16 protein-coding genes are annotated in these 23604 nt (G+C 72.8%); 3 read left to right on the top strand and 13 right to left on the bottom strand.

The window, feature by feature from the left end:
• Window positions 1-116: 116 nt before the first annotated feature.
• Window positions 117-3491, top strand: a complete 3375-nt coding sequence (locus B9W62_RS01945) for a pyruvate carboxylase (protein WP_087804532.1) — start codon at window positions 117-119, stop codon at window positions 3489-3491.
• A gap of 59 nt (window positions 3492-3550) precedes the next feature.
• Here the strand turns inward: B9W62_RS01945 and B9W62_RS01940 are convergent, their stop codons facing one another.
• Window positions 3551-6097 carry a discoidin domain-containing protein gene (locus B9W62_RS01940; RefSeq protein ID WP_087804530.1) on the bottom strand — a complete coding sequence of 849 codons (2547 nt, stop codon included), beginning with the start codon at window positions 6095-6097 and terminating at the stop codon, window positions 3551-3553.
• A 210-nt stretch (window positions 6098-6307) separates the two neighbouring features.
• On the opposite strand from B9W62_RS01940, the gene B9W62_RS01935 reads away from it, so the two are divergent.
• Window positions 6308-6712, top strand: a complete 405-nt coding sequence (locus tag B9W62_RS01935) for a hypothetical protein (protein ID WP_256976164.1) — start codon at window positions 6308-6310, stop codon at window positions 6710-6712.
• A 30-nt stretch (window positions 6713-6742) separates the two neighbouring features.
• On the opposite strand, the gene B9W62_RS01930 is transcribed toward B9W62_RS01935, so the two are convergent.
• From B9W62_RS01930 to B9W62_RS01895, 8 genes are all read right to left on the bottom strand, one after another.
• The gene (locus B9W62_RS01930; protein WP_087804528.1) at window positions 6743-8266 is read right to left on the bottom strand and encodes a CYTH and CHAD domain-containing protein; all 1524 of its coding nucleotides are present in this window, start codon (window positions 8264-8266) and stop codon (window positions 6743-6745) included.
• A 28-nt stretch (window positions 8267-8294) separates the two neighbouring features.
• A complete protein-coding gene (locus B9W62_RS01925; protein ID WP_087804526.1) occupies window positions 8295-9428 on the bottom strand; it encodes a peptidoglycan DD-metalloendopeptidase family protein in 1134 nt (377 codons plus the stop codon).
• A 127-nt stretch (window positions 9429-9555) separates the two neighbouring features.
• Complete coding sequence (locus tag B9W62_RS01920; RefSeq protein WP_087804524.1) at window positions 9556-12219, bottom strand: SpoIIE family protein phosphatase; 2664 nt, start codon at window positions 12217-12219, stop codon at window positions 9556-9558.
• Window positions 12220-12493: 274 nt separating this feature from the next.
• Window positions 12494-13819 carry an alpha-glucosidase/alpha-galactosidase gene (locus B9W62_RS01915; RefSeq protein WP_087804522.1) on the bottom strand — a complete coding sequence of 442 codons (1326 nt, stop codon included), beginning with the start codon at window positions 13817-13819 and terminating at the stop codon, window positions 12494-12496.
• Between the two features lie 45 nt (window positions 13820-13864).
• Window positions 13865-14764: a carbohydrate ABC transporter permease gene (locus tag B9W62_RS01910; protein ID WP_087804520.1), complete on the bottom strand. Its 900-nt coding sequence runs from the start codon at window positions 14762-14764 to the stop codon at window positions 13865-13867.
• On the bottom strand, window positions 14761-15711 hold the full coding sequence (locus B9W62_RS01905; protein ID WP_003978324.1) for a carbohydrate ABC transporter permease: 951 nt from the start codon (window positions 15709-15711) through the stop codon (window positions 14761-14763). Before B9W62_RS01905 ends, B9W62_RS01910 begins: the two co-directional genes overlap by 4 nt.
• A 14-nt stretch (window positions 15712-15725) precedes the next feature.
• Window positions 15726-17054, bottom strand: a complete 1329-nt coding sequence (locus B9W62_RS01900) for an ABC transporter substrate-binding protein (RefSeq protein ID WP_087804518.1) — start codon at window positions 17052-17054, stop codon at window positions 15726-15728.
• A 37-nt stretch (window positions 17055-17091) separates the two neighbouring features.
• Window positions 17092-17919: an endo alpha-1,4 polygalactosaminidase gene (locus tag B9W62_RS01895; protein WP_087804516.1), complete on the bottom strand. Its 828-nt coding sequence runs from the start codon at window positions 17917-17919 to the stop codon at window positions 17092-17094.
• A gap of 371 nt (window positions 17920-18290) precedes the next feature.
• Here B9W62_RS01895 and B9W62_RS01890 point away from each other — a divergent pair, with 371 nt between their 5' ends.
• Window positions 18291-18512, top strand: coding sequence for a hypothetical protein (locus tag B9W62_RS01890; protein ID WP_087804514.1), 222 nt, complete (start codon window positions 18291-18293; stop codon window positions 18510-18512).
• Window positions 18513-18528: 16 nt separating this feature from the next.
• Here B9W62_RS01890 and B9W62_RS01885 read toward each other — a convergent pair whose 3' ends face one another.
• The 4 genes from B9W62_RS01885 to B9W62_RS01870 form a co-directional block, all read right to left on the bottom strand.
• Window positions 18529-19950, bottom strand: coding sequence for a cellulose binding domain-containing protein (locus tag B9W62_RS01885; protein WP_087804512.1), 1422 nt, complete (start codon window positions 19948-19950; stop codon window positions 18529-18531).
• Entirely contained in the window at window positions 19947-21566 is a 1620-nt protein-coding gene (locus tag B9W62_RS01880; RefSeq protein ID WP_087804510.1) for a beta-N-acetylhexosaminidase, read from the bottom strand. The genes B9W62_RS01885 and B9W62_RS01880 overlap by 4 nt, the downstream gene beginning before the upstream one ends.
• A gap of 207 nt (window positions 21567-21773) precedes the next feature.
• Window positions 21774-22631 carry a carbohydrate ABC transporter permease gene (locus B9W62_RS01875; RefSeq protein ID WP_087804508.1) on the bottom strand — a complete coding sequence of 286 codons (858 nt, stop codon included), beginning with the start codon at window positions 22629-22631 and terminating at the stop codon, window positions 21774-21776.
• A complete protein-coding gene (locus tag B9W62_RS01870; protein ID WP_179235304.1) occupies window positions 22628-23599 on the bottom strand; it encodes a carbohydrate ABC transporter permease in 972 nt (323 codons plus the stop codon). Before B9W62_RS01870 ends, B9W62_RS01875 begins: the two co-directional genes overlap by 4 nt.
• Window positions 23600-23604: the final 5 nt, after the last annotated feature.

The following is a 23604-nucleotide window of genomic DNA, read 5'->3' as shown; positions in this document are numbered from 1 at the left end:
CCCGACGGCCGCGGCGCAGGTTCATGACAGAGCCGGGAGTGGCCCGGCTCACATGGCGTACCGAGGGCGGCGCCGACACCATGGTCTCGTCACCCGGCAGGCTGAAGGGATCAAGAATGTTCCGCAAGGTGCTGGTCGCCAACCGCGGTGAGATCGCGATCCGTGCGTTCCGTGCGGGCTACGAGCTCGGCGCGCGCACCGTCGCCGTCTTCCCGCACGAGGACCGCAACTCGCTGCACCGGCTCAAGGCCGACGAGGCCTACGAGATCGGGGAGCCGGGGCATCCGGTGCGCGCGTACCTCTCCGTGGACGAGATCGTCCGCGCGGCCCGCCGTGCGGGCGCCGACGCCGTCTACCCGGGCTACGGGTTCCTGTCCGAGAATCCCGAACTCGCCCGCGCCTGCGAAGAGGCCGGGATCACCTTCGTCGGACCCAGCACCCAGATCCTCGAACTGACCGGAAACAAGGCCCGCGCGGTGGCCGCCGCCCGCGAGGCCGGCGTACCGGTGCTCGGCTCCTCCGCGCCCTCCACCGACGTCGACGAACTCGTACGGGCCGCCGACGACGTCGGCTTCCCCGTGTTCGTCAAGGCGGTCGCGGGCGGCGGCGGGCGCGGCATGCGCCGGGTCGAGGAACCCGCCCAGCTGCGCGAGGCCATCGAGGCCGCCTCCCGCGAGGCCGCCTCCGCCTTCGGCGACCCCACCGTCTTCCTGGAGAAGGCGGTCGTCGAACCCCGCCACATCGAGGTGCAGATCCTCGCCGACGGCGAGGGCGAGGTCATCCACCTCTTCGAGCGGGACTGCTCGGTGCAGCGCCGCCACCAGAAGGTGATCGAGCTGGCGCCCGCCCCCAACCTCGACCCGGTCCTGCGGGAGCGGATCTGCGCCGACGCCGTGAACTTCGCCCGGCAGATCGGCTACCGCAACGCGGGCACCGTGGAGTTCCTCGTCGACCGGGACGGCAACCACGTCTTCATCGAGATGAACCCGCGCATCCAGGTCGAGCACACGGTCACCGAGGAGGTCACCGACGTCGACCTCGTCCAGTCCCAGCTGCGCATCGCCGCCGGTGAGACGCTCGCCGACCTCGGCCTCGCCCAGGAGAACATCACCTTGCGCGGCGCCGCCCTCCAGTGCCGCATCACCACCGAGGACCCGGCCAACGGCTTCCGCCCCGACACCGGGCAGATCAGCGCCTACCGCTCGCCCGGCGGCTCCGGCATCCGGCTCGACGGCGGCACCACCCACGCCGGTACGGAGATCAGCGCCCACTTCGACTCGATGCTGGTCAAGCTCTCCTGCCGGGGGCGGGACTTCACCACCGCCGTGAACCGGGCCCGGCGCGCGGTCGCCGAGTTCCGCATCCGCGGCGTCGCCACCAACATCCCCTTCCTCCAGGCGGTCCTGGACGACCCCGACTTCCAGGCCGGCCGGGTCACCACCTCGTTCATCGAGCAGCGCCCGCACCTGCTCACCGCCCGCCACTCCGCCGACCGCGGCACCAAGCTGCTGACCTACCTCGCCGACGTCACGGTGAACAAGCCGCACGGCGAGCGCCCCGAGCTGATCGACCCGCTGACCAAGCTGCCGGCCGTACCCGCCGGTGAACCCCCGTCCGGCTCCCGCCAGTCGCTCGCCGAGCTGGGACCCGAGGGCTTCGCCCGCCGACTGCGCGCGTCGTCCACCATCGGCGTCACCGACACCACCTTCCGCGACGCCCACCAGTCGCTGCTCGCCACCCGGGTGCGCACCAAGGACATGCTCGCCGTGGCACCCGTCGTCGCCCGCACCCTGCCCCAGCTGCTGTCCCTGGAGTGCTGGGGCGGCGCCACCTACGACGTCGCCCTGCGCTTCCTCGCCGAGGACCCGTGGGAGCGGCTGGCCGCCCTGCGCGAGGCGGTGCCCAACATCTGCCTCCAGATGCTGCTGCGCGGCCGCAACACCGTGGGCTACACCCCGTACCCGACCGAGGTGACCGACGCCTTCGTGCAGGAGGCCGCCGCCACCGGCATCGACATCTTCCGCATCTTCGACGCCCTCAACGACGTCGAGCAGATGCGGCCCGCCATCGAGGCCGTACGGCAGACCGGCACCGCCGTCGCCGAGGTCGCGCTCTGCTACACCGCCGACCTGTCCGACCCCGCCGAGCGGCTCTACACCCTCGACTACTACCTGCGGCTCGCCGAGCAGATCGTGAACGCCGGCGCGCACGTGCTGGCCGTCAAGGACATGGCAGGGCTGCTGCGGGCCCCGGCCGCCGCGACGCTGGTCTCCGCGCTGCGCCGGGAGTTCGACCTGCCGGTGCACCTGCACACCCACGACACCACCGGCGGCCAGCTCGCCACCTACCTGGCCGCGATCCAGGCGGGCGCCGACGCCGTCGACGGCGCGGTGGCGTCCATGGCCGGGACCACCTCGCAGCCGTCCCTGTCGGCGATCGTGGCCGCCACCGACCACACCGAGCGGCCCACCGGCCTCGACCTCCAGGCCGTCGGCGACCTGGAGCCGTACTGGGAGAGCGTCCGCAAGGTCTACGCCCCCTTCGAGGCGGGCCTGGCCTCCCCGACGGGGCGCGTCTACCACCACGAGATCCCCGGCGGCCAGCTCTCCAACCTGCGCACCCAGGCCGTCGCGCTCGGCCTCGGCGACCGCTTCGAGGACATCGAGGCCATGTACGCCGCCGCCGACCGGATGCTGGGCCGCCTGGTGAAGGTCACCCCGTCCTCCAAGGTGGTCGGGGACCTCGCCCTGCACCTGGTGGGCGCCGGTGTCTCCCCGGCGGACTTCGAGGCCGAACCGGACCGGTTCGACATCCCGGACTCCGTGGTCGGCTTCCTGCGCGGCGAGCTGGGCACCCCGCCCGGCGGCTGGCCCGAGCCGTTCCGCAGCAAGGCGCTGCGGGGCCGCGCCGAGGCCAAGCCGCCCGCCGAGCTGTCCGAGGACGACCGCGACGGCCTGGACAAGGACCGCCGGGCCACGCTCAACCGGCTGCTGTTCCCGGGGCCGGCCCGCGAGTTCGACACGCACCGCGCCTCGTACGGCGACACCAGCGTCCTCGACAGCAAGGACTTCTTCTACGGGCTGCGCCCGGGCAAGGAGTACACGGTCGACCTCGACCCCGGCGTCCGGCTGCTCATCGAGTTGCAGGCGGTGGGCGACGCCGACGAGCGCGGCATGCGCACCGTGATGTCCTCACTGAACGGGCAGCTGCGCCCGATCCAGGTCCGGGACCGCTCGGCGGCCTCCGACGTCCCGGTGACGGAGAAGGCCGACCGGGCCGATCCGGGCCATGTCGCGGCGCCGTTCGCCGGCGTGGTGACCCTCGCCGTCGCCGAGGGCGACGCGGTGGAGGCCGGAGCCACCGTCGCCACCATCGAGGCGATGAAGATGGAGGCGTCCATCACCGCGCCGAAGTCCGGCACGGTGACCAGGCTCGCCATCAACCGCATCCAGCAGGTGGAGGGCGGCGACCTCTTGGTGCAACTCGCCTGAGAGGGCGGCTCCTTCGCCCGGGTGACGCGCCCCGCACCGTCGCGGGGCGCGTCGTGCGCTCAGGGGAACTGGACGACCTTGGACGGCACGGTGTCCGTCCCCGACGTGGCCGCGCCGGTGTCGTTGACGACATGGCGGTACTGGCCCATGCCGCCCAGTGAGATCACCTGGAGGTTGCGCATCCTGACGCCCGGCTTGACCGGCACCTGGAACCCGTGGTGCTGGACGATCGTCGGGTCGGACGTGTAGTTGCAGTAGCTGCCGAGCGCCACCGCGTCGTGCTCGTTCACCGAGTCGGCGACCTTGTAGGCCGCGTAGCCGACGATGCCGTCGTGGGTGATGGCGGCCTCGTTCGGGGCGTCGTAGGCCTTCTCGTTCTGGAAGAAGATGGTCCGGCCGCGCTCCCCGCTCCAGTAGACGTCGTACTTGTTGAAGTGCTCGACGAACAGTCCGGTCGCGAGGACGTCGTCGCCGTTGACCCGCAGACCGTAGTCGGCGCGGTTGGTCTCCCAGCCGACGCCCTCGCCGTGGTCGGCCCGCCAGATCCAGGTGTGGTCGATGAGCACGTCGTCACTCTCGACCACGACGGAGTCGGTGGCCTTGCCGGGGCCCGCGCCGCCGACGCGGATGAACACGTCCTGCATGGTGGTGGGGTTGGCGGAGTGGTCGGCGTTCCCGCCCGGCGTGCCGATCCGCAGCAGCGTGTCGGAGTTCACCGGTCCGGCGTCGATGAGGAAGCCCGCGAGCCGCACGCCGTCGACGTCCGCCACGTGCATGGCGTCGACTCCGCCGTCCGGAATGATCGTGGCCAGACCGAGGCCGAGCACCACGGTGTTGGCACGGTCGACCTCGATGGTCTGGTCGATGTGGTAGACACCGGGCGTGAACAGCAGGTTGAGGCCCTGGTCGAGCGCGGCGTTGATGGTCGCCGCGGTCGCGCCGGGCTTCACGACGTAGAACTGGCTCAGCGGCAGCGAGGTGCCACCGGCGTTGGCCGGCCAGGAGACGCCGCGCGCGTTGGTCCGCTTGGCGGGCACCCGCACCTTGTACTCGTTGCCGTCCAGGTACAGGAAGGGCTTCTCGCGGGAGATCGGCGTGGTGTCCAGCGTGGTGTACGGGCCGGTCTCGAAGTTGCTCCCCGGCGCGCCCTCGACGCCCGTGAACGTCATGTTCCAGACGCCGTTGGTCCAGCCGCCGACCGAGCTGTCCCGGGTGTACCACTGCTGCTGCGAGTAGGGGCCGACGGTGCCGTCGATCTTCGAGTCGGCGATGTAGCCGCCGGAGGCCCAGCCGTAGCCGTTGGGGGCGAGGTTGAGGCCGCCCTTGACGTGGATGCGGCGGAACGGCGCGGCCTGGGCGACGGCCCAGCGGTCGGTGCCGTTGGACGGCGTGATGGCGAGGTTCTCGGCCGAACGCCAGAAGTTCTGCGTGGCGTTGCCGTTGAACCAGCCCGCGTCCACGGTGATGTCACCGTTGATCTGCGTGTCGTCCGGGTTGAGGCCGAGACCGGAGATGGAGGTGTAGAAGCCCAGTTGGGCGTTGATCCCGTTGTAGGTGCCCGGCTTCATCAGGAACTGGTAGCGCCCGCTGCCGAACTGGTTCGACTCCTGCTGGGCGAAGACCTGGTCGAACTTCTGCTGGAGGTTCGGCGTGGAGGGGTCCACGACGATGACGTTCGGCCCCAGGTCGCCGCCGCCCTCGACGGGCGGAGTGCCGGTGGTGCCGGTGTGCACGGCGACCTCCCACAGCGAGTAGCCGTAGCCGGTGGCGCGGGCCGTGCCGTGGACGCGCACGTAGCGGCCCGAACCGCTGACGTCGTAGGAGGCCTTGCCGCCGGTGGCGCCCGTGACGCTCTTCAGCGTCTGCCAGTTCTGCCCGTCCGAGGACGCCTCGATCCGGAAGTCCTTGGCGTAGGCGGCCTCCCAGTTCAGGTCCACCTTGCACAGGTCCTGTACGGCGCCGAGGTCGACCCGCACCCACTGCGGGTCGGAGGCCTGGCTGGACCAGCGGGTGCCGGCGTCGCCGTCGAAGGCCGCGGCTGCCGGTGTCCCGGCGTTCTCGACGGAGGAGGCCGAAGCGGGCCTGCCCTGCGCGGCGTTGGCGGTGCCGCAGGAACCGTCCGGCGTGGTGCCGCCGGTGGTGCCGAAGACCTGGAACTCCCACAGGGAGTAGCCCCAGGGGGTGGCCCGGTGGACGCCCTGCATACGGACGTAGCGGCCCTGGCCCGAGACGTCGAGCGTGTCGGTGCCGCCGTCGCCGCCGGTGACCGTCTTCGCGTCGGTCCAGGTGCTCCCGTCCTGGGAGAGCTGGATCTTGTAGTCCTTGCCGTAGGCCGCCTCCCAGTCGAGCACGACCCGGGTGACGGAGGCGGTGGCGCCGAGGTCGACCTGGAGCCACTGGTCGTCGCTCGCGGCGGACGACCACCGGGTGTTCGTGTCGCCGTCGACCGCGTTGCCGGACGGCGTTCCGGCGTTCTCGGCCGACGACGACGTGGCCGTCCGGCCCTGGGAGAGGGGAGTGTCGGCCGCGGTGGCCGTCATCGGGGTGGGAAGGGTGACGAGCGCCGCCGTGGCGACGAGCGCGACACCCAAGGATCTGAGTCTCATGCGGGCGCTTTCTGAGGATGCGGACAGGACCGGCCAACCGCTGGGCGCAGCGGCTTAGTTCAAGGTGTGATTTAAGTGGTGAGCCAGGGATACGGCAAGACTCCGGGCAGGACTTGTCAGTGCCGTGCTGAAGAATGCGGCGCATCGAGATCAACACCGGCCGGACCGGGTAGGCGTTCTCGAGTCACTGACCTGGAAAGGCCACAACCGATGCCCCTCACCGCCGTCCGTCCGCAGACCGCCGACTTCCGTGCGACCGGGCGCCGGACCCGGCCCGGTGCCGCCGAGGCCGAGGTCCTGCGCATCGTCACCGACGCGCGCACGCCCGTCTTCGTCACGGTGCGCCCCGACGGGCGGCGCAGGTACAGCTACTGGCGCCCGCTGGACTCCGCCACCGGCCGGGGCGGCTGCTACGTCGCGCTGCCGACCGCGGAGTGCGACACGCTGCACTCCGCGGGCCGGATATCGCTCGGCGAGCCGCTCGCCGACCCGCACCGGGTCATCTACCGCGTCAGCGCCGCCCGCACCCCGGCACCGCGCACCCCGGCACCGCGCACCCCGGCACCGCGCACCCCGGCGCCGCGCGCGCTGCCGGAGCGGGCGCGCGCGGCATGAGAGCGGAACGCCCCGGAGGCGCGTCGCTCCTCAGTGCTCGAGCGGGGCACGCAGTCCCGGATCCGACACCGCCCGCCACGCCTCGGGCAGTTCCCGCCGCCGGGCCTCCGCCCCGGCCCCTTCCCGCCCGTGCAGCAGTCCCCACGTGAACGCGGACTCGCCCGCACCGTGGGCGGTCACCGCCATCCGCCGCAGGGCGTCCTGGGCCACCACGGCGTCCTGGTGCTCGCCCAGCAGCTTCTGCACCGCCTTGGCACGCTTGCCGAGCCGGGCCACCGGCTTGCCCAGCGCCGGACGCGCGACCTCGGCCGCATAGCGGAGCTTCTTGGCCGCCTTGCGCGCCTCGTGCAGGTCCTTCTCCCGTGACCGGCCGGCCGGCTGTGCGAGCGCCCGGTCCATGCGCCCGGCGAGACGCCCGTACTCCTTGAGCACCGCCCGGGCCATCGTGCGGGCGGGCTTCCCCGCTGCCTTGGCGCGCAGCGGTGGTCGCCGGAGCAGGGCGTCCAGCGCGTCCAGGAGCCGCAGGTAGCGGTCCGTGGCCAGCGCCTCCCGCGTCCGGGAGCGCACCCCGCCGCCCCGGGACACCTCCCAGGCGCGCAGCCGGGCGGCGACGGGACCGAGCACGAGTTCGTCCGGCAGCTCCGCCAGCGCGGCGCCGATCCTCTCGCTCAGCACCTCCTGGTCGCGCGCCGCCCCCAACTCACCTGCCAGCCAGCGCAGTTCCGCGCGCAGTGGATCGGTGACCCGACGGTCGAGCACCGACCGGTAGGAGCGCAGGCAACCGCGCAGCCGCCGGCACGTGACGCGCATCCGGTGCACGGCGTCGGGCAGGTCGCGGCGCACCGCCGGGTCCAGCGCGACCAGTCGGCCGACCTGCTCGTTCACGTAGGCGAGCACGTACGAGCCCGGTGAACCGGCCACCACTTCCGGGGACCGGGCCCGTTCCACCACCGACCCGGTGTCGCGCAGCGCCCGGGCCAGCTTCGAGGGGCTGTCGGCGCGGACGATCCCCTTCTTGCGGAGCCGCTTCTCCACGACGTCCAGCAGCCCGGCGGGGGCGCCCTCGGCGAGTTCGACCTCCAGCTCGGCCCACTCGGCCCGGCCGGTGCCCGCGGCCGGTTCCGCCCGCACCTCGTCCAGGCTCACTTCGGCGAGCACCCGGCCCTCCGCGTCGCGCAGCTGCCGCACGGTCCGGGTGGAGCGGATGCGTACGACGGGACGCAGCGGGGCCCCTCGGGAGCGTGACAGGGTCAGCTCGCGCAGCGGCTCGGGCAGGTCGTCCGCCAGGGGAGCCCGGACCTCCTCCCGGGTGTCCCCGGCGAGCGGCAGCTTCAGGTGCCAGCCCGCGTCCGGACCGCCGGTTCGGCGGCGCAGCGTCACCGAGGACCCGGCGAGCCGCAGGTCCTCGGTGTCGTGGTAGACGGCGTCGAGTTCCTCGGGCCCCGCGGTGGTGACCGAGGCGACGGGCCCGACGCCGGTGAGGTCCGGCAGCCCGGCCACGCCGCCGGGGGGCGCTTCGTACTTCCGTTCTGTCTCGTGCTTCGACTGGGTCATGTTGAGTGTTTCGACCCGATCCGCCGGATCAAACCCCGTTCGGTATCACCCAGGGGCGCGGATCCGTGTAGTACCCGTCCAGGATCACCTCGAAGTGCAGGTGCGGCCCGGTGGACAGGCCGGTGGAGCCCACTCGTCCGACCGGCGCCCCCGCCTCCACGGACTGGCCCACCGCCACTCCCAGCGCGGAGAGGTGGCTGTAGGTGGTCTCCACCCGCTTGCCCTGGATGGTCCCGTGGTCGATCACGATGCGGTTGCCGTAGGCGGTGGTGAGCGCGGCGAACACGACGCGGCCCTGCCGTGCCGCCACCACCTGGGCGCCCTGCGGCGCGGCGAAGTCCACGCCGGTGTGCAGCTTGGTCACCCCGGTCAGCGGATGCTCCCGCGACCCGAAGGGCGAGGTGATGGTGAGCGGGCTCACCGGTGCGGTCAGCAGCGCCCCGGCGGGCCCGCCCGCGCCGCCGGAGTCCTCCCGGTCGAGTGCCTCGTAACGCGGCACGAGGGCCTGGACCTCGTCGAGGTACGTCTTCGTCTCCGCCGGAACGCGACCCGCCTCGGTGACGGCGTCCGGTCCGGCGGCGTACGCGGCGAGGGTCAGCTCCACGAGGTCGCCGTTGACCCTGCCCTCGGTACGCAGCTCGGTGACCTTCTTCGCCAGCGAACAGTCCCGGCGGCCCAGCGCCATGATGGCGTCCGCCGGATCGCGGGGCGAGGCGTGCCCGTTGCCGTCGTCGTCCTTGCCCCAGGTCCGCCACTCGCTGTCGGTGAAGGCGGCGATGCCCTTCTGGCCCGAGAGCGCGTCCGAGTCGTCGCTCCAGCCCGAGAGCTGGTCGATCTGCGCCGCGAGCACGGACGGCTCGAGGACCGTGCAGGCCGAGGCCGCCTTGCGCAGCCACGGGACGTACGACGGGTCGACGTCGGCCCCGGTGGACGGCTTGGCGTCGGAGTCGTCGGGCCACGGGTCGGGCAGCCCGCCCAGCGCCAGGAAGGCGGCCACACCGGTGACGGTCACCAGGGCGGGCAGCACCAGCAGGGTGAAGGGCCCCGGCCCGCGGCGTTTGCGCCCGGGGGCGGACTCCGGCGGTTCGGGCCGGTCCGGTTCCGGTGGCGGGCCGTCCGTGTCGTCGGCCGTCGGCGCCACGGTCAGCCGCTCGTCGTTCATCTGGCCGCTCGCCGGGACGTGATGCTCACGAGGGGACGCTATCGGCGCGCCTGCGCCGGCGTCAGGAGCCGCCGAGGCAGAAGGAGGTGCCCGAACGGGCAGCACGTACGGGCGCGGAGCCCGGGTGTCACCCCGCGGGCGGCCCGTGCCGCTCGGACGAGGGCGGCGTGGGGCGGACGGCGAGGACCGCGATGTCGTCCGGGCTGTCCGCCCCCAGGCCGATCAACAGCTCGTCGCAGAACGTGTCGAGAGGCTCTCGGGCCAGGTCGGCGGCGTGCCGGCGCAGCCGGTCCAGGGCGTCGTCCAGGGGCTCGTCGCGGCGCTCGATGAGGCCGTCGGTGTACAGCAGGAGCGTCGAGTGGGCGGGCAGCGCGTCGCGCGCCGTGTCCCGGGTCGCGTCGGGGGCCATGCCGAGCAGCAGGCCGCCCCCGCCGTCGAGGTAGCGGGTCCGGCCGTCCCGGGTGGTGAGCAGCGGCGGCAGATGGCCGGCGGAGGAGTGCGTCAGCTCCCAGGGGCCCTCGGCGGGCCCCTTGACCAGGCCGTAGACACAGGTCCCGGTCGCCTCCCGGTGGAGACTGTGGTTCGCCAGGTCCAGCCGGCGCAGCACCTCCGCGGGCGGCTCCTCGCGGTCCACGGCGATGCCGCGGAGCATGCTGCGCAACTGGCTCATCGCGATGGCCGCGTCGAGGTCGTGTCCCGTGACGTCGCCGATGACCAGCGCGGTGTTCCCGCCGGGCAGGACGAAGCTGTCGTACCAGTCCCCGCCGACCTGCGCGGTGGTCGAGGAGGCGGCGTAGCGGGCGGCCATCCGCAGCCCCTCGACCTCCGGCAGCACCGGCAGCAGCGAACGCTGGAGCCGTTCGGCGATGGAGCGGGTGTCCTGGTACAGACGGGCGTTGTCCACCCCCAGCGCGAGACCGTGCACCAGGTCGTCGACCAGCGTGAGGTCCTCCTCCGTGAACGGCCGCCCGCCGGACGCGCGGGCCAGGGTCAGCGCGCCGAAGATCTCGCGGCGGGCCCGCAGCGGAGCGACGACGGCGCTGCCCGCCCCCAGCTCCCGGAACAAATCGGCATACGCCCGGTCCAGCGTGCTCCCGGCCCGGCCCGGACGCGGGGCCTCGGTCAGCAGGAGCGGCCCGGCGCCGCGCAGCACCCGGGCCAGCGGGCCCCGCGACTGTTCGGAGACCTCCGAGAGCGTCCCCTCGTACGCCCCGGGGACCAGGGCCCGGGGATCCCGGTGCACGACACAGACCCGGTCCACCCCGGCGTCCGCGGTGAACAGGTCCACCACGCACCAGTCGGCCAGCCGTCGCGTCAGCAGCCGGCCGGCGCGCTGGAGTCCCTCGTTGAGGTCCAGCGTGTTGTTGAGCTGGGCCGCCAGGTCGGCCAGCAGGGTGAGCCGGTCCAGGGCCGTCATGCCGCCCCCGGCACCGGGCGCCCCGGCCCCGGCCTCCGGCACGGCCCGCGACCGGTCCCCGTCGGGCTCCCCGACCGCCGCCTCCCGGATCCTGCCGGGGGTCCGCGGACCGTCCAGGAACGTGGTCGCCCGCGGTACGAGCTGGGCGACGAAGACGGTGCGGCCGTCGGCGGTCTCCTGCGTCTGGATGTACAGCCGTACGGGCACCAGGCTGCCGTCCCGGCGCAGGGCCGGAAGCGGCACGGAGCGTCCCACGATGCGGGTCCGTCCGGTGAGCAGCATCGAGGAGAACGCGGCCGTGTGCCGCTCGCGCAGATGCTCGGGGACCAGGGTGGTGAGGCGACGTCCCACGAGGTCGTCCGGGTCCCAGCCCAGCAGGTCCGCCGCGGCCCCGTTGGCCGCCACGATCCGGTTGCCCTCGTCGGCGGCGACGGTCGGCATCCGGCTGGCCCGCACCTGGCCCACGTCCCACGGGACGAGTTCGGCGGAGCTGACCTCCGGCTCCCGGGGGACCACGGTCCACGCGGTGGGCCGGGCCCCGGTCAGCTGCCCGGCGATCTCGTCGAACAGCCAGTCCTGGAAGGCACGGCCGCGGGGCAGGGCCGGCAGCGTGAGCAGCCGCTCCTCCCGCGCCCGCGCCTCGGCCAGGTCCAGCACGCGGCGCAGGGCCCGCACCGCCGGCAGGGCGTCGGCCGGCAGCGGCACGAGCAGGGTGTGCAGACCCGGCTCGGGGACCGGATCCCCCAGCACGGCCGTCACACCGGCGCTGATCACGTTGTTCAGGTCGGTGGCCGCCACGAGGTCCTCGGACGGCACCCCGAGGCGGTCTCCCGCGAACGCGGCGAGGGTCAGCTCGCGCAGCACCGCGTGCCGGTGCTGCCGGCAGGCCGACTCCAGGGCGGTCGGCACGTCGACGAGCGTCACCGGCCGTTCGGCCGGCCGCCGCGGCACCGCGGTCTCCCACCCGGCCGAGGGCGGCGGCGGACCGTCGTGCCACAGCTCGAACCACACCGTCTTGCCCGCGTCGCCGCCATCGGCCCCGAACCGGGAGGCCAACTGCTCCACCAGCGCCAGTCCCTGCCCCGTGCCCGCGTACGGCGAGCAGCGCTGCGGGACGAGTCCACGGCCCGGCCGCCGGTCCCCGACGCGTACCCGCACCCGGCCGTCCAGGCGTGCCACGCTCACCTCGACGTCGGTGCGCGCGTGCAGCACCGCGTTGGTGACCAGCTCGCTGACCAGGAGCTGGGCCGTCCCCACCAGGTCCGCCGGGACACCGTCCAGCGCGGCGCCCACGAACCGACGGGCCGCCGCCGCACTCACCGGCCCGTCGGGAAAGCGCCGTGACACCGCCGGTGGCGGATCGGGGTAACCCATGACCTCAGTGTGGGCCCCGCACGGCCCGCCCCGCAGCGCGCGCCGTTGCGGCGCGCCCCGCGCCCGGCGACGCTCCTGTCCGCCGGTCGGGTGAAGCCATCCGGTGCCCGCCCGGGGAACGGGCCGCCCGTGGCGGCCGGGTGGCGAAGGCTCGTGCCGGCCCGGCGAGCGCCGGGTCTGGCAGACGACCGCTTACTCCGATAGCTTGCAAGGTGCGGCCCCGCGTTCTCCCCCGTACGCGGGGCCGCACCAGTTCCGCCGCGAGGCGGTCGGCTCACAGGGCGAGTACGCCCCGCAGCCCCGGTTGCAGCAGGTCCCCGTGCGCACGGACCATGTCGTCGCACAGCTGCCAGATCTCCTCGACCCTGAGGGTCGCCGCCGTCGCCGGGTCGGCCATCGCCGCGTGCCGGATGTGCCGCGGGTCGTCCTCCGTCGCCGCCCGCACCACCAGGTCGGTGGTGCTGAGATAGGCCCGGTTGAGAGCCGCCAGCTGCGGGGGCAGCGCACCGATGCGGGTGGGCTGGAGGCCCGCGGCATCGACCAGGCACGGCACCTCGACGGTGCCCCGGGCCGGCAGGTTCTCGATCAGACCGTGGTTCGGCACGTTGCCGTAGACCGTGCGGGGCGTGCCGGTCACCATGCTGTGGATGATCTGCGGCGCGTACTCCATGGTGCCCTCGACCGTGAGCGGCGCCCCGCACGCCAGCGCGTCGCGGGTCCGCTCGTACTCGGCCACGTTCTCGTCGACGATGCCCAGGTAGGCGCCGACGGGCAGCCGCAGCCGGTCGATCTCGCTGTCGTGGTGCAGGTACCAGGGGACGTACTCGGAGGAGTGCTCGCTGGTCTCCGTCGGGTAGTGGCCGAGGCGCCGGTACATGTCCATGCGGACCCGGCGCCGCAGCTGCGGGTCCTCGGCGATCAGGGCGTCCAGGCGCGGATGGAGATCCTCGCCCCCGTGCTCCAGACGCAGTATCCACGCCTGGTGGTTGACGCCCGCGGCCCGGTAGGTGACCTCCTCGTAGGGGACCTTCAGCAGCTCGCACAGGCCCTGGACCGTCCAGTACACGGAGTGGCACAGCCCCACCACCCGGGTCAGGCCGGTCGCCTCGGCGAGGTACTGGACGTTCATCGCCATCGGGTTGGTGTAGTTGAGCAGCCAGGCGTCCGGGCAGACCTCGGCGATGTCCTGCCCGAGCGCCTTGAGCAGCGGGAAGGTGCGCAGGGCGCGGAAGATGCCGCCGACGCCGAGGGTGTCGCCGATGGTCTGGCGCAGTCCGTAGCGGGCCGGGACCTCGAAGTCGGTGCGGGTCGCCTCGCCCATGCCGACCTGGACGATGTTGATGACGAAGTCGGCGCCGGCCAGGGCCTCGCGGCGGTCGGCGTGCGCCGTGACGCGGGGCCGGGCACCGCGCTCGGCGGCGATGTACTCGGCGGCGGCCCGCGCGGTGGCCAGGCGTTCCGGGTCGATGTCGTGCAGGGCGATGTGCGCGGACTTCAGCTCGTCGAAGGCGAAGAGGTCGGCGAGCAGACCCTGGGTGAAGACGACGCTGCCGGCTCCGACGAAGGTGATCTTGGGTGCGGTCGGGTGGGCGGTGCTCATGCGGGTTCTTTCCGTTGCGGGTGGCGGCGGACGCGGGGCGGGTGGTCAGCCCTTGAGTCCGCTGGAGGTGATCGACTGGATGAAGGTCTTCTGCGCGCCGAGGAAGGCGAGCAGGACCGGCAGCACGGTGATGACGTTGCCCGCCATCACGGCCGCCCACTGCGTGTGGTGCTGGCCCTGGAAGGTGGTCAGGCCCAGTTGCAGCGTGTACTGCGTGTCGTGGTTGATGGCGATCAGCGGCCAGGTCAGGTCGTTCCACGTGGTCAGGAAGGTGAGCACGGCGACCGTGGCCAGCGCCGGCCGCGACAGCGGCAGCACGATCCGCCACAGCACCCGCAGCCGGGAGCAGCCGTCGATCCAGGCGGCCTCCTCCAGCTCCCTGGGCAGCGAGAGGAAGAACTGCCGCAGCAGGAACACCGCGAACGGCGTGACCAGCGACGGCACGATCAGCGCGCCCAGGGTGTCGATGAGGCCGAGCTTCTTCATCACCAGGAACGTCGGGATCATCGTCAGCTGGAACGGCACCGCCATGGTGGCCAGCATCAGCCCCATCAGCACCCGGGAGCCCGCGAACCGCATCCGGGCGAAGGCGTACCCGGCGAGCGAGCCGAAGACGAGGTTGGCGGCGACCGTGACGGCGGAGACGATCAGCGAGTTGACGAACCAGCGGGGGAACATCGCGTTGCCCAGCACGTAGCGGTAGCCGCCGAGGTCGATGCCGGACGGCCACAGGGCCGGCGGGAACCGGTTGATCTCGGCGTTGCTCATCACGGAGCTGAGCACCAGCCAGACCAGCGGCACGGCGAAGACGAGGGCGAGCGGCGCCAGGAGCAGGTGCCAGGGACTGAACGGGAGCCGCGGGCGGCGCCGTTCGCCGGCGGCGGGGGCCCGCGCGAGGTCGTGGGCGGTGGCGGCGGTGTCGGGCCGGGCGGAGGTCGCCGTCATGAGCGTGCCCCTTCGAGACGGTGGCGTCCCCGACGCCGGACGATGCGGACGGCCCCGGCGACCAGGCCGAGGGCGACGGCCAGGACGTAGGCGGCCGACGCCCCGTATCCGGCGGTGGCGTTCTTGAAGGCCTGCTCCCAGATGAAGTAGACGATCACCGTGGTCGAGCCGAGCGGACCGCCCTTGGTGGTGACGTACACGAGGTCGAACACCTGGAGGGACTGGATGGCCTGCCACAGCACCAGGAAGACGGTGACCGGGGTGAGCGTGGGCATCGTGACGTGGCGCAGCAGGTGCCGGCGTCCGGCGCCGTCGAGGCGGGCCGCCTCGATCAGGGACTGCGGCACGTCCTGGAGGGCGGCGAGGTAGACCACCACACAGAACCCGGTGCCGCTCCACAGGGTGATCGCCACCAGCACCAGGAGCGCCTGGGAGGGATCGGACAGGAAGCCCTGCGAGGAGACGCCGAGGCGGTGCAGCACCGAGTTCGCGGCGCCGAACTCCGGGTCCAAAATGAACGAGAACAGCACGCCCTGCGCGGTCGCCGACAGCACGAACGGCACGAAGATCAGGGTGCGGTAGAGGCCGACGAAGCGGATGCGCCGGTTCAGGACCATGGCCAGGGCCAGGCCGAACAGCAGACTCAGCGGCACGTACAGGACCGTGTAGAGCAGGGTGTTGCGGACCGCCTGGCTGAAGTTCGGGTCCTGGGCGAGGGCGCGGTAGTTGTCCAGGCCGACCCAGCGGCTGGGCGTCACCAGGTCGCTGGCCTGGAAGGACAGCAGCAGCGACCAGACGACCGGGACGATGCTCAGACCGAGGACGATCAGGACCGCCGGGGAGACGAACGCCCAGGCGGTGCCGGTCTCGCGGCGGCGCTTGCGGCGCAGTGGCCGTGGGTCCGGCGGCGGGCCCTCGACGGTGATGGGGCGGGGGAGGCGCGGCATGGCGGTGTGGCTCCTCAACGCGGGATGAGCAGGGCGGCGTTGGCTTCGTCGGCGCAGGCACGCAGCGCCTTCTTCGGACTGCTGCGCCCCAGGAGCACGGCGACGACCGCCTGCCCCAGCGCCTGCGAGACCTCCGGGTACGCCGGGTGGACGGGGCGCACCCGCGCCGTCTCCAACGCCGTGGTGAACACGTTCAGGCCCTCGGTGCGGGCGACCTTGTCCTGCCAGGCGGGCAGGGCCTCGGTGCGGCGGCTGAGCGGGAGGCTGCCGGCCTCGATGTCCCAGCGCACGTCCTGCTCGGGCCGGGCCAGCCAGGTCAGGAAGGTCCGGGCGGCCTTCGACCGGGCCTCGCCGTTGTCGAACACGGTCCAGGTGTCGGGCCCCGAGATGGTGACCGGGCGTCCGCTGAAGCAGGGCAGGGGAGCGACGTGGTAGTCGATCCCGGCGGTCTCGATGTCGGGCAGCTGCCACGGCCCGGTGACCACCATGCCCATGCGGCCGGACTGGAACACCTGGTACATCTGCTCGCTGCCGGGCTTGGGATCGACGTACACGCTCTTGTCGCGGGCCAGGTCGGCCACCACCTGAAGCGCCCGGGCGCCGGTGTCGGCGAAGCCGATGCCCTTGCCGCCGTCGTCGACGACGTCGCCGCCCAGGTCCCAGATCAGCGGCCACAGCCGCCACACGGTGTCCTCGTCGCCCGTGCCCGGCCAGCCGGTGCCGAACCGGCCCCGGCCCGACTCGGTGAGCGTGCGGGCCGAGGAGACGAAGTCCTCCCAGGTCCAGCCGGCCTTCGGCAGCGGCAGACCGGCCTCGCGGAACAGCTTCCTGTTGCAGACCACGGCGAGCGAGTCGAGCACCGCGGGGGCGGCCCTGACCCTGCCGTTGAGCGTGACGGCGTCCCTGGAGGCAGCCCAGTAGTTCTTCCACGGCACGGGTCCCGACCCGACCATGTCGGTGAGGTCCACGACCTGCGGGCTGCGGGCCACCCGGGCCAGGTCCGACCCGAAGATGTAGGCGATGTCGGGGTAGGAACCGGCGGCGAGGGCGGCCGTCACCTTCTGAAGCATGACGTCGGACAGCACACCGCCGCCCAGCTTCACCCTGATCTTCGGGTGGGCCCGCTCGAAGTCGGCGACGAGCCCTTCCAGGACCTTCTTCGCGGTGTCCGCCTGGCCGTGCCACATCTCGACCGTGACCGTGCCGTCGGCCGCGACACCGTCGTCGGTTCCGGCCCCGCAGCCGGTCACCGAGGTGCCCGCGGCCGCCGCGAGCGCGGCACCCCCGCCGGCCCGCAGCACACCCCTGCGCGAGGGGCGCGCGGCACGTCGGACCGCATCCATCTGTACCTCCAAGGACTTCACTGGCCGTCGGGCGGTGTCAGCAGGTCTCACGGACGTAGCCGCTGCTGCCCTTCGGCGACACGTCCAGGTCGCGCCGGACGATGCTCAGCTCGTCGCCGAAACCCGCGCACGCCTTCGACAGGCCCTTGGCGGTGTACTCGATGACGATCACCCGGTCGCCGAACTCGGCCGTGTAGTCGCCGCACTCGTCCCACTCGCCGCACTCCTCGGCGACCGCGAAGTCCAGCCCGTTCGCCTCGCGGTTCGGGGCCAGCTCGACGGTGTTCTTCTGCCCGATGGCCAGCCCGTCGGCGTGCGCGCGCTCCGCCAGCAGCTTGATCAGGCCCTGCGCGTCGGCGGCGTCCAGCAGGTCGCCCGCGCGGGTGTAGCTGTCGTAGTTGTCCGGTTCGACGGCCTGGAAGCCCTTGTCCGCGCAGCCGTCGATCCAGGTGCCGACCTTCTCCGCGATGCGCTCGCGCTTGCCGGCGGTGCGGATGTCGAGGAAGGCCTCGCCCCAGTCGGTGTCGTAGACGATGTCGCCGTTGGCGTCCCGCAGCAGCAGGTCGTCGTCCCAGTCCTGCTCGGCGCCCGGCTGGGCCTGGAAGGCGTTGACGTAGCAGATGTTGTACAGGCCCGGTGCGGGGGCGGCGGTGTGGTCGCGGCTGACCACCTCGACACCGGCCGGCGGTGTGTAGGCGCCGCCGATCTGGTAGTCGAAGCCCGCGTGGGCGGGCGGCGGGGTGTAGGTCGCCGCCTCGGCCTGGGCGCTGCCCGGGACGAGGGCGGCGGCGGTGACGAGGACGGCGGTGGCACCGATGCCGGCCAGCACCGGCTTCCTGGGGGTGTGCACCTGCGTACGGCTCATGGTTCGAGCTCCGGAGGGTGGTGGGCACGTCCCCGCCTCGGAGGCGCGTGGCCGTCCTGGCGACTCAGTCCGGGCTCCTGGCGCGAAGCCAGCTACCGGCTGGGCGTACCTCTGCCGCCGATCACACGACATCGGCGTTGATCGGGAGTAAATCGACCGGATCAGGGCCTGTCAAGAGTTCGAAACGAGAGAGCTGGTGCACGAAGATGATCGAAAACAGCTCGTACGGTGCAGAATCAATCATGGTGCGTCGCGTGCCGGGAGCCGGGGAACGATGGATGCGGGCGGCGCGGGAGCCGTGATCACGGCGTCCCCGCCGGGCTGGTAGCGTCGCGTGGTCGCGGCGGGCGGCGCGAGAGAGGTGTCGGTGCGTGGGAGAGCGGCAGGACCGTGACTGGGTGGCGATGACGCCGGGCGACTTCGACCGGGACGCCCCCCTGGTCCTCAACGTGGGCACCGGCCCCGCCACCGTCCCGGCCGAGCCCGACGAGTACGGCACCGCCCCCCTGTTCGGTGAGACGGCGCCCGCACCCGGCGCCCGGCCGCGCGGTCGGCGGGGACGGCCCGCGCCCGGTCAGGAGCGGCTGTTCTGACCGTCCCCGCCGGGGGTCACGAGGCGGGCACCTCGTCCACGAACCCGGTACCGGCGGCGCGGTACCCGGCGATCTTCGCGGCCACCTCGGCCGGAGTGAGCACCTGGTCCTTGACGTGCAGCACGTAGTCGACCTGCTGGTCGTAGGCGCGCGGTGTCGTCGAGGTCTGGCCGTTCAGGTCGATCAGCCACTGGTTGAAGTTGATCGACATCGGCCGCTCCGGCAGGTACTGCGCGCCGTGCGTGCCGAACAACTGCCCGTCCACGTAGTAGGTGATGGCGCCGTCGTCGATCGTCACCACCAGGTCGTGCCAGCCGGCGTAGCTGCTGCGCTGCTCGGAGTGCTGGTTGACGGCCTGCCAGGGATCGGGGTTGTAGGTCTCCCAGGAGGTCGTGTAGAGGATGTTGGACGGTTCGCCCCACCCGCCGTTCGGCAGGTACTCGAAGTCGTACTCGGCGTAGTCGTCGGCCATCGGCGCCTTGAGGTCGTTGATGGTGAAGAAGGTCTGCACCAGGTGGTCCCCGTCGGGTCCCGACTTCGGCGCGTCGGAGAACCGCACGCGCGCGGCGTAGGTCCCGTTGCGGAACTTCATGGACTTGGTCAGCACCTCGGTCTGCGTGGTGGACGCGCCGGTGCCGGCCGTGGAGGTCTCCAGGTTCATCACCGAGTTGCCGCCCGCGGAGGCGAAGGTGACCTTCGAGGGGTCCCAGGTGGCGCCGGGCACGCCGGGCCCGCCGGAGTTGGAGCGCACGCTCCAGCCGTGCGCGGAGAGCGCGGGGTCGGTGTGCGAGCCGTAGTCGAAGTCGTCGAACAGGGTCTGGCCGCCACCGGGCGGGTCGGTGGGGTCCGTCGGGTCGGTGGGGTCGTTGCCGTCGGGGGCCGTTCCCCAGACGGTGGCACCGGCCAGCTGTGCGGTGACCTTGTCCCAGTCGCCGTACGAGGTCCGGGCTCCGTCGAACGAGTAGTCGTCGCTCTGCCGCAGCATCTGCCAGTTGCTCTGGTAGAAGCGCAGTTGCAGGTCACCGGTGTCCGCACCGGGCGCCAGGGTGCCGGCCGCCGAGGTGAAGCCGACCTCCAGGTAGCGGTCGGCCGTCGCGGTCGGGTTGCTCAGGGTGCCGAACGTGCCGGTGACGGCGGAGCAGCCGCGCACCGCCCAGGAGCAGGCGAAACGGTACGAGGTGTTCGGGGAGTCCGCCTTGAAGTAGTAGCGGATCTTCACCTGGCTCAGCTGCACGGTGGACGAGCCGGTGTTGCGGACCTTGAGCCAGGGTTCCGTCTGGTCCGCCGTGGCCCCGCTCGCGCTGGTGCGGTACTGGACGGTGAGTCCGTCGGCGGCGGGGGCGGCCTGGGCCGGGAGCGCGGTCAGGGCACCGCCGCCCAGGACGACGGCCACGGCGAGCGCCAGGCGGGCGCGGCCTGCGGTGGGTCGGTTTCTCATGCGGGATCCTTTCGGCACGGCTCCCGCCGGAGCGGGAGCGTCGGTGGGTGGTGCGGGGTGTGGGGGATCGTCACGGGGAGCCCGGCCGGCGGGTCGGCGTGCGGGACGTCCAGGGCATCGAGGCGGGCGCGGTGTCCGGCCAGCCGGGCCGTGAAGTCCCGCCAGGGCGACGTGCCGTCCCAGACCCGCTCGGCGAGGGCGCACAGCCGCGGGAAGGTGAGGTACTCGATGTGCTCGGGGGTGCGCACGAACTCCGTCCACAACTGCCCCTGGGCGCCCAGCACCCGGGACGCCGCCTCCCGCGTCGGCGGCGCGAGGTCCATGGCGTGGACGGCGCGCAGGTCGACGACGCCGCCGGGCTGCGCGGGCGGCTCCCCGGCACTCGTGCTGCGCGCGTAGTCGAAGTAGGCCGCGCGGTGGTCGGCGTGCACGACCTGGTGGCCGCGCAGCGCCGCCGCCCGGGCGTGCGCCGGTTCGCGCCAGCTCATCACCGTGCAGTCCAGCGGGAGGGCGACGCCGCTCTCGGCCCAGACCACCGGCCGGCGTCCGGCGCGCACCAGGTGCTCGGACAGCCGCGCGATGAACCAGGGGTGCAGCGCACGGGGCCCCGCCAGGCCCTCCCGGGCGGCACGGGCCCGCGCCGCCGGACTCCGCTCCCACTCCGTGGTGGGGACTTCGTCCCCGCCGAGGTGCACGTACGGCGAGGGGAAGACGTCCATCACCTCGTCCAGGACGGTGCGGAAGAAGTCCAGGACGTGGTCGCCGGTGCCCAGGACGTTCTCGCACACCCCCCAGTGCGTCCACACGTTCAGCCGGCGGGCGGGGTCGGTGCCCAGCTCGGGGTAGGCGGCCAGCGCGGCGCGGACGTGCCCCGGCACGCCGGTCTCCGGCAGGACGCTCACCCCGCGCTCCGCCGCGTACGCGACCAGCTCCCGCAGCTCGGCGCGGGTGTAGGCGCCGCCGTGCGGCACGCCGTCGAACCGGTCGCTGCCCGCGGGGCCCACCATCGACTCCGCGCGCCGGCCGCCGACCTCGGTGAGCCGGGGGTGGGCCGCCACGGGCATCCGCCAGCCCTGGTCGTCGGTGAGGTGGAGGTGGAAGACGTTCAGCTTGTGCAGCGCCAGCAGGTCGACGTAGCGCCGCAGATAGGACACCGGCTGGAAGTGCCGGGCCACGTCGAGCATGGAGCCGCGCCAGGCGTGGCGGGGCACGTCGGTGATCTCCACCGCCGGCAGCTCCCACGGCACCCCCCGCACCGGCCGCCCGGACAGGGCCTCGTAGGGCAGGAGTTGCCGCACCGTCTGCACTCCGCACAGCAGCCCGGCCGGGCGGGCGGCCCGCAGCAGCACACCGTGCGGACTCACGGTCAGTCCGTACCCCTCCTCGCCGAGGCCGGTCAGCGCCGGGTCGAGGGCGAGTACGAACGTTCCGTCGGTCGCGGAGTCCAGGCGCAGCCCGGTGGCCGGGGCGAGGAGGGTGCGCAGCAGGGCCGCGGCCGGACCGGCCCCCGGGGTGACCCGCAGCCGGGTCGTGCCGTCGAGACGGAAGCGGCCGGAGCGGGTGGAGAGGCGGCGGGGACGGGGAACGAGGGCCAGTTCGGGGCGGGGCAGATCCACGGGGCGACTCCGGTGGTCGTTCGGTGCGTGACCGTGAGGGAGGGAGGCAGGGAGGCAGGGAGGCAGGGAGGCAGGGAGGCAGGGAGGCAGGGAGGCAGGGAGATAGGGAGGCAGGGAGGGAGGACGGAGCGGGAGAGGAAGGAGGGCGGCGGGGGGGAGGGGGAGGAAGGAGGGTGAGGAGGGAGGGACGCCGGAACGCCGGTCCGGTCAGCCCTTGACGCCTCCCGACGCCAGCCCGGCCGTCACATGCCGTTGCAGGGCGAGGAAGATGATCAGCGCGGGCAGCGCGAAGAGTGTGGAGGCCGCCATCGTGGCCCCCCAGTCGGTGCCGAAGGTCGACTGGAACGAGGAGAGCCACACCGGCAGCGTGCGGCTGTCCTGCTGCTTGATGATGAGGAAGTTGGCGTAGGTGAACTCGTTCCAGGCGGTGATGAAGCCGAACAGCGAGGTGGCCATGAGACCGGGCGCGAGCAGCGGGAACGCCACCTTGCGGAACGCCCCGGCCCGGGTGCAGCCGTCGACCTGCGCCGCCTCCTCCAGCTCCGGCGGGATGCCCGCGATGAAGCCGCGCAGCACGACCACCGTGAACGGCAGCGTGATCATGAAGTAGATCAGGGTCAGCGTCGGCAGCCGGTCGAGCATCCCGGTGTCGCGGGAGATGATGTAGATCGGGATGATCAGTGACTCCCAGGGCGCCATCTGCGCGATGAACACCGCCAGCATGAACTGGCGCCGCCCGCGCCAGCGCATGCGGGCCACGGCGTAGGCGGCGCCCAGGGCGACCAGCAGGGCGAGCAGGACGGCGCTCAGGGTGACCAGGAGGCTGTTGCGCCAGAACAGCGCGAAGCCGTCGGCCTCGACCGCCACCCGGAAGTGCTCGAACGTCCACCTGCTCGGCACCAGCCGGGGATCGTAGCTCTGGATGTCGGTGGACGGTTTGAACGCGGTCGTGACCATCCAGTACACGGGGAACAGGCAGACCACCACGGTGAGTGCGGCGGCGGCGTTCAGCGGGAGGCGGCGCAGCGCGCGGCGCACCGGGGGACGGGGACGCGGGGTGCTCACGGCTGCTCGCCCTCCTGACGGAACAGTTGGCGGAAGTAGAGGATCAGGACGCCGCTCATCAGCAGGACCGTGAGCATCGAGGCGGCGGATCCCAGGTCGTAGCGCTGTCCCGCCAGCGCGGTCTGCACGGCGTAGACCGGCAGGATGGTGGTGGCCTCGCCGGGCCCGCCGCGGGTCATCACCCAGATCTGCACGAACGCCTTGAAGGTCCAGATCACCTCGAGCGAGAGGACCAGCATGAAGATCGGCCGGATCAGCGGGAACGTGACCGACCGGAAGACGCGGGCGGCCCCCGCGCCGTCCATGCGGGCCGACTCGTACAGCTCCGCCGGCACCGTGACCAGCGCCGAGTAGAGCGTGATCGCGGCGAACGGCACGGACTGCCAGACGATCAGCACCACCACGATGCCGAACGCGGCCCCGCCGTGCGCGAACCAGGGGTAGCCCTCGTACGACTCGAATCCGAGCCCGGTGAGGGTCTCGTTGACGATGCCGAACTCGGAGTGGAACAGCCACTGGAACACGGTGGTGGCCGCGACCACCGGGACCGCCCAGACCAGGACCAGGGAGCTGAGCACCAGGGTCCTGGCCACCCGGCCCAGCCGCTCGGTCATCAGCGCCACCAAGGTGGACAGCACCATGATCGCGACGACGCTGACCGTCATGAACACGAAGGTGCGGCGCACTACCTCCCAGAACCGCGGGTCGCCCAGGAGCGTCCGGTAGTTGCGCAGACCGACGAAGTCGGCGTCCCCCAGGATCAGCTGACGCAGCCGGAAGTCCTGGAAGGAGATGAGCACCGCCCGGGCCAGCGGATAGAGCAGCAGGTACAGCATGCCCAGCACCGCGGGCGCGATCAGCAGGTACGGCCAGAGGGTGCCCCGGCCGCGCCCGCCGGAGCGCCCGGCGGTCGCGGGCGGGCGGCGGCCGGCATCGCGCGGCACGCTCCGCTCACGGACGGTCGACACGTCGC

This window comes from Streptomyces sp. CS113 (assembly GCF_002188365.1).
Classification (GTDB): Bacteria; Actinomycetota; Actinomycetes; order Streptomycetales; family Streptomycetaceae; genus Streptomyces; species Streptomyces tendae.
The sequence above is the reverse complement of the archived record's forward strand: the minus strand, read 5'-3'. Positions and strand labels throughout refer to the sequence as shown.

Excerpts from the sequence above, each read along its gene's own strand:
- B9W62_RS01885 (WP_087804512.1), bottom strand. The coding sequence starts at position 19,950 with ATGAGAAACCGACCCACCGCAGGCCGCGCCCGCCTGGCGCTCGCCGTG.
- B9W62_RS01895 (WP_087804516.1), bottom strand. The coding sequence starts at position 17,919 with ATGAGCCGTACGCAGGTGCACACCCCCAGGAAGCCGGTGCTGGCCGGC.
- B9W62_RS01905 (WP_003978324.1), bottom strand. The coding sequence starts at position 15,711 with ATGCCGCGCCTCCCCCGCCCCATCACCGTCGAGGGCCCGCCGCCGGAC.
- B9W62_RS01930 (WP_087804528.1), bottom strand. The coding sequence starts at position 8,266 with ATGACCCAGTCGAAGCACGAGACAGAACGGAAGTACGAAGCGCCCCCC.
- B9W62_RS01925 (WP_087804526.1), bottom strand. The coding sequence starts at position 9,428 with ATGAACGACGAGCGGCTGACCGTGGCGCCGACGGCCGACGACACGGAC.
- B9W62_RS01920 (WP_087804524.1), bottom strand. The coding sequence starts at position 12,219 with ATGGGTTACCCCGATCCGCCACCGGCGGTGTCACGGCGCTTTCCCGAC.
- B9W62_RS01915 (WP_087804522.1), bottom strand. The coding sequence starts at position 13,819 with ATGAGCACCGCCCACCCGACCGCACCCAAGATCACCTTCGTCGGAGCC.
- B9W62_RS01900 (WP_087804518.1), bottom strand. The coding sequence starts at position 17,054 with ATGGATGCGGTCCGACGTGCCGCGCGCCCCTCGCGCAGGGGTGTGCTG.
- B9W62_RS01945 (WP_087804532.1), top strand. The coding sequence starts at position 117 with ATGTTCCGCAAGGTGCTGGTCGCCAACCGCGGTGAGATCGCGATCCGT.
- B9W62_RS01940 (WP_087804530.1), bottom strand. The coding sequence starts at position 6,097 with ATGAGACTCAGATCCTTGGGTGTCGCGCTCGTCGCCACGGCGGCGCTC.
- B9W62_RS01910 (WP_087804520.1), bottom strand. The coding sequence starts at position 14,764 with ATGACGGCGACCTCCGCCCGGCCCGACACCGCCGCCACCGCCCACGAC.
- B9W62_RS01935 (WP_256976164.1), top strand. The coding sequence starts at position 6,308 with ATGCCCCTCACCGCCGTCCGTCCGCAGACCGCCGACTTCCGTGCGACC.